The organism is Xanthomonas sp. NCPPB 3569, from assembly GCF_041475645.2.
Lineage (GTDB): Bacteria > Pseudomonadota > Gammaproteobacteria > Xanthomonadales > Xanthomonadaceae > Xanthomonas > Xanthomonas phaseoli.
Genome location: NZ_CM192969.1, coordinates 343,224 through 358,593 on the forward strand (window position 1 = coordinate 343,224; position 15,370 = coordinate 358,593).

General features: G+C 65.4%; 12 protein-coding genes and 3 pseudogenes. 5 read left to right on the plus strand and 10 right to left on the minus strand.

Annotation, left to right across the window (positions count from 1 at the left end):
• Entirely contained in the window at window positions 1-360 is a 360-nt protein-coding gene (locus ACCQ03_RS01310) for an L-fucose mutarotase (RefSeq protein ID WP_057678014.1), read from the plus strand.
• A 515-nt stretch (window positions 361-875) separates the two neighbouring features.
• Here ACCQ03_RS01310 and ACCQ03_RS01315 read toward each other — a convergent pair.
• The 6 genes and pseudogenes from ACCQ03_RS01315 to ACCQ03_RS01340 all read right to left on the minus strand — a co-directional run bounded on the left by ACCQ03_RS01315 (window position 876) and on the right by ACCQ03_RS01340 (window position 6,653).
• The gene (locus tag ACCQ03_RS01315) at window positions 876-2,198 is read right to left on the minus strand and encodes an L-fuconate dehydratase (RefSeq protein WP_150147365.1); all 1,323 of its coding nucleotides are present in this window, start codon (window positions 2,196-2,198) and stop codon (window positions 876-878) included.
• Window positions 2,199-2,722: 524 nt separating this feature from the next.
• The gene (locus ACCQ03_RS01320) at window positions 2,723-3,580 is read right to left on the minus strand and encodes a fumarylacetoacetate hydrolase family protein (protein WP_057679663.1); all 858 of its coding nucleotides are present in this window, start codon (window positions 3,578-3,580) and stop codon (window positions 2,723-2,725) included.
• A gap of 211 nt (window positions 3,581-3,791) precedes the next feature.
• On the minus strand, window positions 3,792-4,562 hold the full coding sequence (locus ACCQ03_RS01325) for an SDR family oxidoreductase (RefSeq protein ID WP_017156042.1): 771 nt from the start codon (window positions 4,560-4,562) through the stop codon (window positions 3,792-3,794).
• A pseudogene (locus tag ACCQ03_RS01330) lies at window positions 4,559-5,431 on the minus strand (amidohydrolase family protein). Before ACCQ03_RS01330 ends, ACCQ03_RS01325 begins: the two are co-directional and overlap by 4 nt.
• Window positions 5,428-6,435: an aldo/keto reductase gene (locus tag ACCQ03_RS01335; RefSeq protein ID WP_057679661.1), complete on the minus strand. Its 1,008-nt coding sequence runs from the start codon at window positions 6,433-6,435 to the stop codon at window positions 5,428-5,430. The pseudogene ACCQ03_RS01330 and the gene ACCQ03_RS01335 overlap by 4 nt, the downstream one beginning before the upstream one ends.
• Window positions 6,432-6,653 (minus strand): hypothetical protein, encoded by a 222-nt coding sequence (locus tag ACCQ03_RS01340; RefSeq protein WP_209227710.1) that lies wholly within the window; start codon window positions 6,651-6,653, stop codon window positions 6,432-6,434. Before ACCQ03_RS01340 ends, ACCQ03_RS01335 begins: the two co-directional genes overlap by 4 nt.
• Before the next feature lie 90 nt (window positions 6,654-6,743).
• On the opposite strand from ACCQ03_RS01340, the gene ACCQ03_RS01345 reads away from it, so the two are divergent.
• Window positions 6,744-8,366, plus strand: coding sequence for a family 43 glycosylhydrolase (locus ACCQ03_RS01345; RefSeq protein ID WP_209227708.1), 1,623 nt, complete (start codon window positions 6,744-6,746; stop codon window positions 8,364-8,366).
• Window positions 8,367-8,575: 209 nt separating this feature from the next.
• Here the strand turns inward: ACCQ03_RS01345 and ACCQ03_RS01350 are convergent, their stop codons facing one another.
• Together ACCQ03_RS01350 and ACCQ03_RS01355 are read right to left on the minus strand one after the other, a co-directional pair.
• Complete coding sequence (locus tag ACCQ03_RS01350; protein WP_005922076.1) at window positions 8,576-8,779, minus strand: hypothetical protein; 204 nt, start codon at window positions 8,777-8,779, stop codon at window positions 8,576-8,578.
• A 3-nt stretch (window positions 8,780-8,782) separates the two neighbouring features.
• Window positions 8,783-9,346 carry a peroxiredoxin family protein gene (locus ACCQ03_RS01355; RefSeq protein ID WP_209227736.1) on the minus strand — a complete coding sequence of 188 codons (564 nt, stop codon included), beginning with the start codon at window positions 9,344-9,346 and terminating at the stop codon, window positions 8,783-8,785.
• A gap of 280 nt (window positions 9,347-9,626) precedes the next feature.
• Between ACCQ03_RS01355 and ACCQ03_RS01360 the strand changes: the two are divergent.
• A pseudogene (locus ACCQ03_RS01360) lies at window positions 9,627-10,188 on the plus strand (DUF4424 family protein); the annotation flags it as partial.
• 189 nt (window positions 10,189-10,377) lie between these two features.
• A pseudogene (locus ACCQ03_RS01365) lies at window positions 10,378-10,535 on the plus strand (DUF4424 family protein); the annotation flags it as partial.
• 213 nt (window positions 10,536-10,748) lie between these two features.
• Here ACCQ03_RS01365 and ACCQ03_RS01370 read toward each other — a convergent pair.
• Window positions 10,749-11,417: a response regulator transcription factor gene (locus ACCQ03_RS01370; protein WP_017156036.1), complete on the minus strand. Its 669-nt coding sequence runs from the start codon at window positions 11,415-11,417 to the stop codon at window positions 10,749-10,751.
• A gap of 273 nt (window positions 11,418-11,690) precedes the next feature.
• Window positions 11,691-13,634 carry an acetate--CoA ligase gene (gene acs / locus ACCQ03_RS01375; protein WP_209227699.1) on the minus strand — a complete coding sequence of 648 codons (1,944 nt, stop codon included), beginning with the start codon at window positions 13,632-13,634 and terminating at the stop codon, window positions 11,691-11,693.
• Window positions 13,635-13,930: 296 nt separating this feature from the next.
• On the opposite strand from acs, the gene ACCQ03_RS01380 reads away from it, so the two are divergent.
• Entirely contained in the window at window positions 13,931-15,313 is a 1,383-nt protein-coding gene (locus tag ACCQ03_RS01380; RefSeq protein WP_057687119.1) for a DcaP family trimeric outer membrane transporter, read from the plus strand.
• Window positions 15,314-15,370: the final 57 nt, after the last annotated feature.

Below are 15,370 nucleotides of genomic sequence, written 5' to 3' on the forward strand. Positions count from 1 at the left end.
ATGCCGCGTCTTTGCTATGTGTTGGACCTGCACGACGATGCGGACTTGATCGCCGAATACGAGCGCTGGCATCAACCCACCGAGGTGTGGCCGGAAGTGGTGGCTTCCCTGCAGCAGGCCGGCATCCAGGAACTGGAGATCTTTCGCAGCGGCGACCGGTTGGTGATGCTGATGCAGGTCAGCGAGGACTACGATCCGGCCGCCAAGGCCGCGCGCGATGCAGCCGACCCGCGTATCCAGGCATGGGAGCAGTTGATGTGGCGGTTCCAGAAACCGCTGCCCGGCAGTGCGCCGGGCGAGAAATGGCGGCAGGCCGGGCGGATCTTTGCGCTGAGTGAGGCGATCGACGCGCAGCGCTAAGAGCGCCCTCATCCGCCCTGCGGGCACCTTCTCCCGCAGGCGGGAGAAGGGCGTGCTCCGCGTTGGGCCAGGCGTGGCGGGTTTAGGCAGCCAGCCATTGGTTGTTCTGCACGGCCGAAAGCTCAGGCCCAGACGTGTCAATCCGAATTGCCGAGCGGTCCCGGACCGCTTCCTTCTCCCGTGCGCGGGAGAAGGGTGTGCTCCGCGTTGGTCCAGGCGTGGCGGGTTTAGGCAGCCAGCCATTGGTTGTTCTAGAAGGCCGAAAGCTCAGACCCAGACGTGTCAATCCGAATTGCCGAGCGGTCCCGGACCGCTTCCTTCTCCCGCGCGCGGGAGAAGGGCGTGCTCCGCGTTGATCCAGGCGCGGCGGGTTTAGGCAGCCAGCCGGTGGTTGTTCTAGAAGGCCGAAGCTCGGGCCGAGACGTGTCAATTCGAATTGCCGAGCGGTCCCGGAACCGCTTCCTTCTCCCGCGCGCGGGAGAAGGTGCCCGAAGGGCGGATGAGGGGACGCGCGCTCAGGTCTTCGCGCTGGCCGCCAGATCCTCTACCCAGAAGCGTCCGCCCGGATAGCTGAACTCCGCGATCGAGGCGGCGTGCATTTCTGCGGAGAAGCCCGCCGCTTCCGGGGCGAGATAGCGGCCGTGGCGAATGCGCACCGGGTCCAGGAAATGCTGGTGCAGGTGGTCGACGAACTCGATCGCGCGGTCTTCCATCTTGCCGGTGATGGCCACGAAATCGGCCATTGCCAGATGCTGCACCAACTCGCACAGACCGACACCGCCGGCGTGCGGAAACACGCGCACGCCGAACTTGGCGGCCAGCAGCAGGATGGCGAGGTTCTCGTTGACCCCGCCCACGCGCGCGGCATCGATCTGGATCAGGTCCACCGCACCGGCCTGCAGCAACTGCTTGAACACCACCCGGTTCTGCGTGTGCTCGCCGGTGGAGACCGGCACCGGCGCGATGCCTTGGCGGATGGCGGCATGGCCGAGCACGTCGTCCGGGCTGGTGGGTTCTTCGATCCAGGCGATGTCGAATTCGGCCAGCTGGCGCATCCAGTCGATCGCCGGGCCCACGTCCCAGCGTTGGTTGGCATCGACGGCCATGGCGATGTCCGGGCCGATCGCTTCGCGTGCCAGGCGGCAGCGACGGATATCGTCGCGCACGTTGGCGCCGACCTTGAGCTTGATGGTGCGGAAGCCGTCGGCCACCGCTTCCTTGGCCAGCCGCACCAGCTTTTCGTCGGAGTAGCCGAGCCAGCCAGGCGAGGTGGTGTAGGCGGGGTAGCCCTGTTCGATCAGCGTGGCGATACGTTGCGCGCGCTGCGGCTGCGCATTGCGCAGGATCGCCAGCGCCTCGTCGCGGGTGAGCACGTCGGTGAGGTAGCGGAAGTCGATGGTGTCGACCAACTGCTCGGGCGTGAGTTCGGCAATGAAGCGCCACAACGGTTTTTTCGCCGCGCGTGCGGCCAGGTCCCATGCGGCGTTGATGACAGCGCCGATGGCCATGTGCATCACGCCCTTTTCCGGGCCCAGCCAGCGCAGCTGCGAATCGTTGGTGAGCCGGCGCGCGAACGCGCCCAGATCGGCGATGACGTCTTCCACCCGCAAGCCGACCACATGCTCGGCCAGTGCTGCCACCGCAGCGGTCTGCACGTCGTTGCCGCGGCCGATGGTGAACACCAGGCCGTAACCGGCCAGGTCATCGGCCGCATCGGTGCGCAGCACGACGTAGGCCGCCGAGTAATCGGGATCGGGATTCATCGCGTCCGACCCATCCAACTCGCGCGAGGTGGGGAAGCGGACGTCGTGGGTTTCGAGGGCGATGATGGTGCGCATGAAAATCCTGGGCGGTGAAGGGTGGAAGAAGAACGGACCGACAAGAACGGAAACAGGGAATTGATCTAGCCCATCTCCTATCGGGAGAGGGGTTGGGGTGGAGGGTGCGAACGCGTAGCGACGGTTGTGTTGACGCATGGCAGGGCCCCTGCGTTTGAAACTCGAATCACTGAATCGATTGCACGACAAACTGCGTATCGCCATCGAAGCGCTACAACGTTTGGACATTCAATGCGGGCGCCCACTCGCTAAAGACCTGCTGATGATTCGTTAGCACCAGCATCGAGGTAGCAAACCAACAAACAGCGGCATTGCGTCGATTTGCGCGACGACGTGGCACCTCACCCTCACCCCAACCCCTCTCCCGGTGGGAGAGGGGCTTGAGCTGCAGCGCGTACCCATGGTTGCTCGGCGACGTCTACGGTTGTTGTTCGGCTTTTGCTGCAAAAGAAGGGTCTGGGTGGTGGAGCGCAACGCGTCAACACGCTTTCAATTCGGTAACCCTCTCCTGCCGGCACGCAACCTCACCCCGCATCGCGTGGATGCGCCACCACCGGCTGACGTTGGCGACCCAGGCCTTCGATCTCCAGCTCCATCACATCGCCCGGCTTGAGGTAGACCGGTGGCTTCTGGCCCAGGCCCACGCCCGGCGGCGTGCCGGTGCTGATCACATCGCCGGGCATCAGCGTCATGTAGCGGCTGATGTGGCTGACCAGTTCGGCCACGCCGAACACCATCGTGCGGGTGCTGCCGTTCTGGTAGCGGTGACCGTTGACCTCCAGCCACATCGACAGGTTCTGCGGGTCGGGGATCTCGTCGCGGGTGACCAGCCACGGGCCGATCGGGCCGAAGGTGTCGGCGCTCTTGCCCTTGACCCACTGGCCGCCGTGTTCGAGCTGGAATTCGCGCTCGGACAGGTCGTTGATCACCGCATAGCCGGCGACATGGTCCAGCGCTTGGTCCACCGACACATCGCGCGCCACATCGCCGATCACCACGCCCAGCTCCACTTCCCAATCGCTCTTCACCGACCCGCGCGGAATGATCACCGTGTCGTTGGGACCGCACACCGCGGTGGTGGCCTTCATGAAAAGAATCGGCATCTTGGGCACGTCCATGCCCGATTCGGCGGCGTGGTCGGCGTAGTTCAAGCCCACACAGATGAACTTGCCGATGCGGCCTACCGCAGCGCCGTAACGCACGTCGCCTTCGATCACCGGCAGCGCAGAGACATCCAGCGCGCGCAGCTTGTCCACGCCGGCATTGGTGAGATGCTCACCGGCGACATCGTCGATCACACCGCTGAGGTCGCGGATGCGGCCTTCGCTATCGATCAGGCCAGGGCGTTCGTGGCCTTCGGCGCCAACACGTACGAGTTTCATGCAGTCTTCCTTTGCAGGGGAGGAGTGGAGCGGCCAATTACACGTCGCAGGCGGGTGCGGAAGGTGCGCTCGGAGGAATATGGATGATGCATGCTGCAAACAGCGGTGACGCCAGGTGTGGAAGAGCGTTTTTTGTCAGCGCGCAACGCGCGATAAAACCCTGGCGAGCGTGAGTGCGCCTGGCGGCTGCACTCTCGTTCGCCAGCGGTGCTCAGTTCGACCAGCCGCCATCGATGATGTGGGTCTGGCCGGTGGTGAACGACGATTCGTCCGAAGCCAGGTACACCACCAGCTGCGCAATCTCGCGCGGGTCGCCCAGGCGGCCCATCGGCTGGCGGTCGGTGAAGCTCTTCCACACCGCCTGTTCGTCGCCGCCCAGGGCCTTGACGCGCTGGCCCAGCGACGGCGTCTTGATGGTGCCCGGGCAGATCGCGTTGCAACGCACGCCCTGCGCCACGTAGTCGGCCGCAATCGCCTTGCTCAGCCCGATCACCGCGGCCTTGGTCACGCCGTACACGAAGCGGTTCGGCACACCCTTGATGCTGGAGGCCACCGAGGACATGTTGATGATGCTGCCGCGGCCGCGTTCGAGCATGCCCGGCAACACCGCCTTGCAGGTGTAGTACATCGCATCGACATTGATCGAGAACGAACGGCGCCATGCCGGCTCGTCGCAATCGAGAATGCTGCCCTGATGCACGAAGCCGGCGCAGTTGAACAACACATCGAACGGGCCATGCGCAGCGATCAATGCATCGATTGCTGCAGCGTCGGTCACGTCGAGCAGGTGAGTGGTGATGGCGTCCGATTCGGTGGCCAGCGCCTGCAAGGCCGCAGCGTCGATGTCGGTGGCGATCACCTGTGCGCCGGCGCGTGCGCAGGCCAGCGCGCTTTCGCGACCGATGCCGGCCCCGGCGGCGGTGATCAGGCAACGCTTGCCCTGCAGGCGGGTGTTGGGAGTGGTGGAGATCGAGACAGTCATACCGATGAGGTTCCGTGGGTGGGGGCCGCCGGCCGTGGCAGACGATAGAACGTGCGTGCGTTGTCGCCGAAGATGGCTGCCGCGTGCTCGGCGGCATGCCGGGTGACGAGTTGCTGGGCAAGCGCGAACCAGTGCGCGTAATCGGCGCGCAAGGTCAGCACCGGCTAGTCGCTGCCCCAGAGCAGCCGCTGCGCGCCGAAGCGGGCGAACAGGTGCGCCACATACGGCTCCAGCGCGTCCACGCCCGCGCCGCGCGCGGCTTCGGTCAGCAGGTCGGAGAGTTTGCAATGCACATTGGGATGCTGGGCCAGTGCGGCCATGCCGGCGGCCCAGGCGACGAATTCGCCGGCCGCAATCTGCGGTTTGCCGCCGTGATCGACCACCACGCGCAAGCCCGGATGGCGCTTCAGGCGTGCCTGCAGTGCCGGTACATGGGCGGCACGAATCAATGCGTCGAAGGCCAGATCGTGCGCCAGCAGGGCATCGAAGGCGGCATCCAGGGCAGGACTGGCCAGCCAGTGCACGTCGGCGATGTCCTGCACCATCGGGCGCAGGCCCTTGAGCACGCCGCCGCCGGCGCGCACCAAGGCGCCGATGCGTGCAGCCGCATCGGGTGCGGCGAAATCCACCCAGCCCACCACGCCGGCAATGCGCGCATCGTCGCGGGCCAGCTCGAACAGGTAGCAGGTCTCGGCCTCGGTGGTGGCCGCCTGCACCACCACCACGTGATCGACATTGGCCGCGTCCAGCGCAGCGCTGACGTCATCCGGGCCGAAGTCGCGGTACAGCGGCGCCAGCTCCGGCGTCAGCCAGTGGTAATCGCCACGGGCCAGGTGCCAGAAGTGCAGGTGCGCGTCGACCCGGCTCATGGCGTGGGCAGCTCCGCTGCGAGCAGACCCTCATCGCGCAGGCGTTGCCACAGTGCCGATGGCACCGGAGCGGCAAGCCGCGTGGCAGCCGATCGCACTTCGGCCACGCTGCGCATGCCGGCCACCACCGTGGTCACCGCCGGGTGCGCCAGCGGGAACTGCAAGGCAGCCGCACCGATATCCACCTCGAACGCCGCGCAGGCCGCGTACAGCCGCTGCGCATGCTGCAGCGTTGCGGTGTCGACCGGGGCGTAGTTGTAGGTGGCGCCGGGGCCGCGTGCGTCGCTCAGCAGGCCGGAGCTGTACGGGCCGGCCGACAGGATCGCCACATTGCGTTGCTGCGCCTGATCCAGCAGCGCACGCGCGCCGTGCTGTTCCAGCAAGGTGTAGCGGCCGGCCAGCATCACGCAGTCGAGCGGAAAGCGCGGCAACACCTCCAGTGCCACGTCCTGCTCGTTGACGCCCAGCCCGATCGCCCCGCAGGCACCGGCCGCCTTCAGCTCCGCCATCGCCGGCAAGGCCTCCTCCAAGGCCTGGCGCAGGACGTTGGCGTGGTTGTCGCCGTGGGTGAGCGCACCGATGTCGTGCAGCAGCACGTCGATGTAGTCGGTGCCCAGGCGCTGCAGGCTGGAGTCGAACGCGCGGCGGACGCCGTCGGCGCTGTAGTCGAACTCGGCACGCCGCCCGGCCACCGCAAAGCCATCGCGGCCGGCAACGGCGTGGGCATCGTCGTAGACGCAACGGCCAACCTTGGTCGACAGCGTGTAATCCGCGCGCGGCACGCCGGCCAGGCCACGCCCCAGGCGCGCTTCGCTCAGCCCGTAGCCGTAATAGGGCGCGGTATCGAAATGACGGATGCCGGCCTCGAACGCGCCTGCAACCGCTGCCAGTGCGTGCGCTTCATCCACTTCCGCATACAGGTTGCCGATCGGGGCCGCACCGAAGCCCAGTGCAGACAGCTGCACGTCGGTGCCGCCCAGGCGCTGCCGTGCCACGCCGCTCATACGCGCCGCTCCACGAGCAGGGCGCAGGGGCGGGCGCTTGAAGAATCCGTAGAACAGAAGCTGAGCATTGCAACGTCCACCATCCGGCAGGTGCCGGACTGTTCGTATATGAATATGGCAATCATCAATGAACAGATCACGCTGCAGCGCAGCATAGCGCTGGCCTGGGTGTGCGCATCGTCGTCGAGGCCGGCGGCGCTATGTCGGATTTCGCACATGGCATGACCAGTTCCTATAACGCCCCGTCTGCGGTTGCGGCATGAAAGCCGGTGCGGCTAGATACCTGCCTTCTTCGACGAACCTGGCGCATGGCAGACACGACACGGCGGGATTTGTTCAAGGGGCTGGCTGCCGGCGCACTGGTCGCACCGCTGGCGGCTGCGCCCCAGGCGTCGGCGACACGGTGCGCACGCACGCCACAGTGGGCGCGCGGTGTGGAGGGGCAGCGCAAGGCGGATCTGGGCGACGGCACCTATCTCAATCCCATCGTGGCCGGCGATCACCCCGACCCCACCATCCTCAAGGATGGCGACGACTACTACATGACGTTTTCGTCGTTCTTTTCCTACCCGGGCATCGTGCTGTGGCATTCCACCGATCTGGTCAACTGGACCCCGATCGGCCCGGCGTTGCATCAGGAGCTGGGCACGATCTGGGCGCTGGACCTGTGCAAGCACAACGATCGCTACTACATCTACATCCCGGCCAATCCGGACGACACCGGCTGGTCGATCTTCGTGATCTGGGCCGACGACATCCGCGGGCCGTGGAGCGCACCGATCGACCTGAAGATCGCCGGCTGCATCGATCCCGGTCACGTGGTCGGCGAATACGGCAAGCGCTATCTGTTCGTCAACGGCATCCGCAAGATCCGCCTGCGCGATGACGGCCTGGCCACCGACGGGCCGCTGGAACCGGCCTATGCGCCGTGGCGTTATCCCGACCACTGGGTGGTGGAGAATTTCGCGCCCGAAGGCCCCAAGCTGACCTGGCACGATGGCTGGCTGTACCTGGTCACCGCCGTTGGCGGCACCGCCGGGCCGGTGACCGGGCACATGGTCATCGCCGCGCGTTCGCGCTCGGTGCATGGGCCGTGGGAGCACTGCCCGCGCAATCCGCTGGTGCGCACCCAATCGGAGCAGGAGCCGTGGTGGTCGCGCGGGCATGCCACGCTGGTGGAAGGGCCGCGCGGCGACTGGTGGATGGTCTATCACGGCTACGAAAACGGCTTTCGCACGCTGGGGCGGCAGACCTTGCTGGAGCCGATCGAGTGGACGGCTGACGGCTGGTTTCGCGCCACTGGCGGCGATCTGTCCAAACCACTACGCACACCGGCACGCGTGCCTGCCGGCGGCATGGCGCCGGCGACGGGGTTGGCCTTGTCCGACGATTTTTCCAGCGACAGGTTCGGCACCCAATGGAGCCTGCATGCGCCCAAGCCCGGCGAACAGGCGCGGGTGCGGCGTGCGCACAAGGCGCTGACGCTGGCCTGTGCGGGCAGCTCGCCGATCGACAGCACGCCCCTGACCTGCGGCGTGCCCGATCGCGCCTACATGGCAGAGCTGACGCTGGAACTGGTCGGCAATGCCGAAGGCGGCATGGTGTTGTTCTATAACCACAAGGCCTTCGTCGGCATCGGCTTCACTGCCGACACCATGAAGACCTACGAATATTCGGAAGAACTGGTGTGGGCACGCGCGCCCAATACGCATCGGCGCATACGCGTGCGGTTGACCAACGACCACCAGATCGTGAGTTTCGACTACTCCTTCGACGACGGCCGGCAGTGGACGCGTCACCCCACCCGCATGGAAGTGTCCGGATTCCATCACAACGTGTTCGGCGGTTTTCTGAGCCTGCAACTGGGCGTATACGCCGCGCAACAAGGCCACGTGGTGATGCGCGACTTCCGTTATCGCGCGCTGGGCTGAGTGGCGCGGCACGCCACGCACCGACACCTTCAGACGGCGAGGCCCGGAGGGACCTCGCCGTCAGGCGGAACAGCGGCGATCAAAACGGTGCGTGCAGCGTCAGCAGAAGGCGGGCGGTGCGCAGAAGCGGAAGATGCGCGTGCAACACGCTGCTTCCGTCCACCGGCCGCTTCCGTTTGGCAGCGACACAGTCGCTTTGTCGCCGGCGGTTAACCGCAGCAGTAGCAGACGTTGCCCTGGCCCAGGTCGCCGCCGAATTCCGGACACTCGGCTTTGCAGGCCCATGCACTACACGATTCGACTTTCGGCTGTGCGTTATCGACCGCCATCACCTGGAAGGCACCGAACCCGGTACTGGCCAGAAAGGTCGCTGCCATCAACGCACTACGCAAGCTTACCCAACGCTTCTTCATGCATTACTCCTTCACCGTTGCAAAAGCCGCTGGCGCGTCCGTGCGGCGCAAGGCGGCAACGAGGTCCTGCACCCGCTCCGTGGTATCGAAAATGCCAAGATGCGAATGACGCACGCGCCCCTTCCCATCGATGGCCATCAGCAGCGGCACATTGCGTGCGCGGAACAGCATCAGCGCGCGACGATCGGTCAACGTGACCACCGGGAAATCGAAACCGTGCACATGGGCGTAGCGCGCCGCCTGCGCCGCATCGCAATGGCACACGCCCAACAGCTGCGGCCGGCCGGGAAGGTTGGCCTGCAGCTCCCGCGCTGCCCGCAGCACGGTCGGTGCCGAGCGCTGGCAGTACGGGCAGGTGGTGGTGAAAAAGAACAGCACCTGTGCCGGCCCCTGCGACGCACCGAGCAGATGTCGCCGGCCATCGCCATCGGTCGCTTCGATACGCGGCACGTACATGCCGTCATACGGCGTGCTGATGCGCGTCTGCAGCCACTGCTGCTGCACGCGTAGCTGCCGGTTCTGCCACGCCAGCACCGCAATCAATGCACAGGCCACCAGCAGGCCCATCCAGAGCCAGGGGAAACGTCGCGCCATGCCAGCTCCAAAGCGTCCTGGGTGCTCGAGCCTTGCCCAGGCATTAGCTCATGGTCAATGGTGATATCGACAACTGCGATGTCGCACGGTATGCGGTTGTGGATGCGATCACGCCCCCGCGCTTGGGCTTGTCACTGAAGCAGGGTGTCGCGATCGGCATTTGCGCAATCAGCGCATCGTGGAAGGGTGCAATGCGGCGTTGGCATGGGCAAGCGCGTGGAAGCTGGGATGACGTTGCGCGAGCGCGCACAACGTTTTCGCCACCACTAGCGAGCGCGACCTGAGCGTGCCGGTGGTCTTTCTGATACTGCCGATGTACTGCCGAATGGCCGACAACAAGGCACTGAGCGATTTCAAACTCTGGGGCCGACGGCAACCCGGCTGCCACCGCGCGCAAGCTGGTTATGCTGCTAAATGACGGCAGCAGGAGCTCCACCGCGTTCGCCGCCACCGGCTGGACCCAGGACAATGTCGCCGCCTTTACCGCACCGGCCACGCCGCCGAACGGACGCAAACCGCTGCCCGCACTGGGTCGATGGCGATGGGCCGGCGCGATTCACGCTTAATGCCTACTTCGTCTGGCAGCAGGAATTTCCTGCCAAGGTCAGAGTGCAGATCCGCCACACCTCTATATCCAGCCTGTCCATTAACGTCCCGCAGCCCAGCAGGGAGTGGCTGGAGTCATATGCAAAGACACCTGTATCGAACCGACGACCCAGGCCAGCATGCAGCGTCGTGAGGACAAGGACGGTCTGGAATGGACCAACCTGTGCTACGTGCGCACGAACGGCAACCACTGGAACGGCCCGATCAAGCAGGCAACAGCCTGCGTTGAGGCCGGCATGCTGGCGCAGGCACGATTGCACCGGCGCGCGCAGCGTTTGCTGCCCGCCGGCATCGAGACGGTGGCGCTGCTTCCACGCACTCGCCGTCGCTGCGGGCCGTGCCCGGCGCGTCGTACAGCACCAACCAGGTGGGAATCTTGCCCGCCAAGTTGCCTGGGGGTCCGGCTGACCATTCGCAAGCAGGCGGCCAGCGCCATCCCGAGCGTGTGCCTGGATGGCGAACTGAAAAAGTCGACCCGCTGACCTTCCAGTTCACGCAGGCCAACTTCGAGCCGATGCGCGAGTTGCACGTGCTGTTGGTGCGCGCGCCGGAATAGGGGCACGGCCTGAAAAGTGCAGGAACGCGCTGCGCGCGATACCGCACTACCGATAACGCCCTCGCGCCCGGGTGCGCTCCTACCGCGGTGCCGGAGCGTGCGATGTAGTGCAGCGCATCGGGTGACTCGGATGGATGCCGGGTCAGGCGCAGGCGCGCACCCGGGCGCGATGAAGTGTTCCCTAGACGCCCAACGCAGGACGTCCGGCGCGACTCATTCCTCTTCCGGCGGCGGCAGCACGATGCCGTCGGCATCGATGGCGAGTTTGCCGGCCATCAGCACTGCCTGGGTGCGATTGGTGACGCCGAGCTTGCGCAGGATCGCGGTGACGTGGGCCTTGATGGTGGCTTCGGACACGCCCAGGTCGTAGGCGATCTGTTTGTTGAGGCGCCCGGCACCCAGCATCTGCAACACGCGAAATTGCTGTGGCGTGAGATCGCGCAGACGCTGGCCAACCTCGCGTTCCTCGCTATCGGTCGGCGGCAGGTTTTGCGCTTCGGCCGGGATCCAGCGCTCGCCATCGAGCACGGTGGCCAGCGCGCGCCCGATGGTGTCCGAATCGGCGGATTTGGGAATGAAGCCGAACGCACCGTGGTCGATCGCGCGCCGCATCACGGTGGGCTCTTCGCGTGCGGAGACCACCACCACCGGCAACTGCGGATGCAGCGAGCGCATGTGCACCAACGCGCTGAATCCCTGCGCGCCAGGCATGTTGAGATCCATCAGCAGCAGATCGGCGTCCGGCTGCGCATCGGCCAGGGTGTATAGCGCATCCACGTTATCGGCTTCGAATAGTTCTACCCCCGGCATCACGCGCTGCACCGCCCCGCGCAAGGCTTCACGGAACAGGGGATGGTCGTCGGCGATGAGCAGGGTGGTCATTGGGGAGCCGGGAATCGGGAGTGGGGAATCGGGAAATCAAGAGCAGCCCAGAAGCAGGCAAGCAAGCAGCAACTAACGAGGGCACAGGCAGCACACGACAACAAAAGAAGTAACGAACGAATTGAGTGGGGTGGCGTTGGAGGAAATCAGTTGACGACGATGGCAGCGCAGCAAGGAGATTCGCTTCCGACGAATCCCCATCCCCATCCCACGCTCAGCAACCAGGGAACCGCTCTACCGATTCCCTACTCCCGATTCCCCATTCCCAGCGCGTCAGCGCGCCAGGCGCTCGTTGACCAGCGAATCCACCACCGACGGATCTGCCAGCGTGGAGGTGTCGCCAAGCTGGTCGGGCGCGTTCTCGGCGATCTTGCGCAGGATGCGGCGCATGATCTTGCCCGAGCGGGTCTTGGGCAGGCCCGGCGCCCACTGCAGGTGGTCGGGCGAGGCGATCGGGCCGATCTCCTTGCGCACCCAGCTCACCAATTCCTTGTGCAGGTCCTCGCTCGGGGTTTCGCCGGCGATCAGGGTGACATAGGCATAGATGCCCTGGCCCTTGACGTCATGCGGGAAGCCCACTACGGCCGCTTCGGCGACCTTGGGGTGCGAGACCAGCGCGCTTTCCACTTCGGCGGTGCCGATGCGGTGCCCGGAGACATTGATCACATCGTCCACGCGGCCGGTGATCCAGTAGTAGCCGTCGGCATCGCGACGGCAGCCGTCGCCGGTGAAGTAGCTGCCCGGATAGGTGCGGAAGTAGGTGTCGATGAAGCGCTGGTGGTCGCCATACACGCTACGCATCTGGCCCGGCCAGGAATCGAGCAGCACCAGGTTGCCTTCAGTGGCGCCTTCCAGGATCTTGCCTTCGGCATCGACCAGCGCCGGCTGCACGCCGAAGAACGGCAGGGTGGCCGAGCCTGGCTTGAGATCGACCGCGCCGGCCAGCGGCGAAATCAGGATGCCGCCGGTTTCGGTCTGCCACCAGGTGTCCACGATCGGGCAACGGCTGTCGCCGACCACCTCGTAATACCAGCGCCAGGCTTCCGGATTGATCGGCTCGCCAACGCTGCCAAGCAGGCGCAGGCTCTTGCGCGAGGTCTTCTTGACCGGTTCGGAGCCGTCGCGCATCAGTGCGCGAATCGCAGTGGGTGCGGTGTAGAAGATGCTGACCTGGTGCTTGTCGATCACTTCCCAGAAGCGCGAGACGGTCGGGTAATTGGGCACGCCTTCGAACATCACCGCGGTGGCGCCATTGGCCAGCGGGCCGTAGACGATGTAGCTGTGGCCGGTGACCCAGCCCACGTCGGCCGTGCACCAGTAGATGTCGTCCTCGCGCAGGTCGAACACCACTTCATGCGTGTAGCTGGCAAACAACAGATAGCCGGCGGTGGTGTGCAACACGCCCTTGGGTTTGCCGGTGGAGCCGGAGGTATAGAGGATGAAGAGCGGGTCTTCGGCGTTCATGCGCTCGGGCGTGCACTCGGCCGGCTGGCCGTCGACCACGTCGTGGAACCAGCGATCGCGCGGTGCCTGCATCTCCACCGCGCCACCGGTATGACGCACCACCAGCACGGTTTCCACCGTATTGGTGCCGGGAATCTTCAGCGCTGCATCGACATTGGCCTTGAGCGGAATCTTCTTGCCGCCACGCAGGCCTTCGTCGGCGGTGATGATCAGCTTGCTCTGGCAGTCGATCACGCGGTCGGCGATCGAGTTGGCAGCAAAGCCGCCGAACACCACCGAATGCACCGCACCGATGCGCGCGCAGGCCAGCATGGCCACGGCGGCGTCGACGATCATCGGCTGGTAGATGGTGACCCGGTCGCCCTTCTTGACGCCCAGGTTGCGCAGCGCATTGCCCAGCTTGCACACGCGCTCATAGAGCTCGCGATAGGTCACCGGGTACGAGGCCGCGTCCGGGCTGTCGGGTTCGAACAGCAGCGCGGTCTTGTCGCCGCGCGTGGCCAGCTGGCGGTCCAGGCAGTTGACGCTGGCGTTGAGCTCGCCGTCGCCGAACCAGCGGATGTGGAAGTCGTCCAGCGCATAGCTGACGTCCTTGATCTGGGTCGGTTGCTTGAACCACTCCAGCCGCTGCGCGGCCTTGCCCCAGAACTGTTCGGGGTGTTCGATCGATTCGCGGTACAGCGCGGCGTACTGCTCGCGCGTCACGCGCGCATCGGCGGCGAACGCGGGATCGACGGGATAAACATCAGCCATGGCACCCTCACTTGCGATGAACTTGTCGGAAGAGGGCGTTGCGGCTGCCCTCGGTAGGCAATCAGTGTGCCGCATCCATTCTGTCCCGGCGGTCAACGGCGCCTTAGACCATGGTCGTAACCCGGATGAGTGGGGCAACGCACATGCCAGGCGTGATGCGGTGCGACCATCGATCATCTTGCGGAATGCTGCGTTGCAGCTACGACCAAAGGCGAATAGGCTCCGAAGCGCGGACTGCCTCACGCTCCGCACAGCATCGCCATCAAGCGCGAGGCCTTCATTGGGGAGAGGGTTCCATGAAACACCGTATTGCACCGCTGGTGCGCCATCCGTTGGCGGCCGCCTTGTTGGTCGCCACCTTATTGCCGGGCGCTGCGTTCGCCCAGACGTCCAAGGAAAAGGCACTGGAAGCGCGCATCGCCGAGCTCGAGCGTCAGGTCCAGATGCTGGTGTCCGCGCAGCAACAGCAGCAGGGCCAGATCGCGCAGACGCAGACGCAGGTCACCGAAGTGCGTACCTTGCAGGCGCAGACGCCGCCGGCACCGGCGGTGCCTGCCGGCAAGAAGCCGATCCAGCTGACCAGCATCACGCCGAACGCGTTGCCGGGGACAACGTTCCGTTACGGTGGTTTCATCAAGGCCGACTTCATGACCACCCGCACCAGCGACGGCGCACTGCCTGAGGGTGCGGTGGGACGTTACCTGTATATCCCGACGCAGACGCCGGTCGGCGGGCAGGCGTCCAGCACCGATACCGACTTCCACGCCAAGTTCTCGCGCTTCAATCTGGGCGTAGACACCGTCACCGAAAACGGCGACAAGCTCACCGCCTTCATCGAACTGGATTTCTTCGGCAACGCGCTGGCCAACCAGGTCAACAATCTGTATGGCGGCACCTTGCGGCATGCCTACATGAGCTGGAACAACTGGCTGGCCGGTCAGACCTGGTCCAACTTCATCGATCCCACCATCCTGCCGGAAGCGGCCGACATCGTCGGGCCGACCGACGGTGCGTTGTTCAGCCGTCAGACCCAGATCCGGTATACCCGCGGCGCTTTCAGCGTGTCGGCCGAAAACCCCGAGACGCTGACCACCCCGTACCAGGGCGGCAATACCATCCTGGCCTCCGACCATGGCGCGATGCCGGACCTGACCGCACGCTACAACTGGAAGGGCACCTGGGGCACCTTCGGTCTGTCGGCCATCGCGCGCCAGTACCGCACCCGCAGCGCGCTGACCAACGACACCGACTTCGGCGGTGCCATCGCCGGCGGCGGCCGCTGGATCATCAACTCCAAGAACGATCTGCGTTACCAGCTCAGCTACGGCGAGGGCCTGGGACGCTATCTGGGCCTGGGCAACGGCTCGGATGTGGAGATCGACATCGACGGCAATATCCAGACCGTCACCACGGTTGCCGGTTGGGTGGCCTGGCGCCACGACTACAACGCCAAGCTGCGCAGCACCCTCATGTACTCGCGGGTGAATTACGACCATTCGCTGGCCAATACCGGTGGGCTTGCCAGCAAGTCCCAGCAAAGCATTCGCGCCAACGTGTTCTATTCGCCGTTGCCGAAGGTGGATGTGGGCGCCGAGCTGATGTACGGCCGCCGCGAAGCCGAAAACGGCGACAGCGGCGACATCTCGCGTCTGCAGTTCACCACCAAGTACAGCTTCTAGCGTTCTGCCACTGGCGGCCTGTTCCACTGCGGTGGAACGGGCATCGCCGCCTTCATG

Coding starts and splice junctions, on each gene's coding strand:
- ACCQ03_RS01310 (WP_057678014.1), top strand. CDS start 1: ATGCCGCGTCTTTGCTATGTGTTGGACCTGCACGACGATGCGGACTTG.
- ACCQ03_RS01315 (WP_150147365.1), bottom strand. CDS start 2,198: ATGCGCACCATCATCGCCCTCGAAACCCACGACGTCCGCTTCCCCACC.
- ACCQ03_RS01320 (WP_057679663.1), bottom strand. CDS start 3,580: ATGAAACTCGTACGTGTTGGCGCCGAAGGCCACGAACGCCCTGGCCTG.
- ACCQ03_RS01325 (WP_017156042.1), bottom strand. CDS start 4,562: ATGACTGTCTCGATCTCCACCACTCCCAACACCCGCCTGCAGGGCAAG.
- ACCQ03_RS01335 (WP_057679661.1), bottom strand. CDS start 6,435: ATGAGCGGCGTGGCACGGCAGCGCCTGGGCGGCACCGACGTGCAGCTG.
- ACCQ03_RS01340 (WP_209227710.1), bottom strand. CDS start 6,653: ATGTGCGAAATCCGACATAGCGCCGCCGGCCTCGACGACGATGCGCAC.
- ACCQ03_RS01345 (WP_209227708.1), top strand. CDS start 6,744: ATGGCAGACACGACACGGCGGGATTTGTTCAAGGGGCTGGCTGCCGGC.
- ACCQ03_RS01350 (WP_005922076.1), bottom strand. CDS start 8,779: ATGAAGAAGCGTTGGGTAAGCTTGCGTAGTGCGTTGATGGCAGCGACC.
- ACCQ03_RS01355 (WP_209227736.1), bottom strand. CDS start 9,346: ATGGGCCTGCTGGTGGCCTGTGCATTGATTGCGGTGCTGGCGTGGCAG.
- ACCQ03_RS01370 (WP_017156036.1), bottom strand. CDS start 11,417: ATGACCACCCTGCTCATCGCCGACGACCATCCCCTGTTCCGTGAAGCC.
- acs (WP_209227699.1), bottom strand. CDS start 13,634: ATGGCTGATGTTTATCCCGTCGATCCCGCGTTCGCCGCCGATGCGCGC.
- ACCQ03_RS01380 (WP_057687119.1), top strand. CDS start 13,931: ATGAAACACCGTATTGCACCGCTGGTGCGCCATCCGTTGGCGGCCGCC.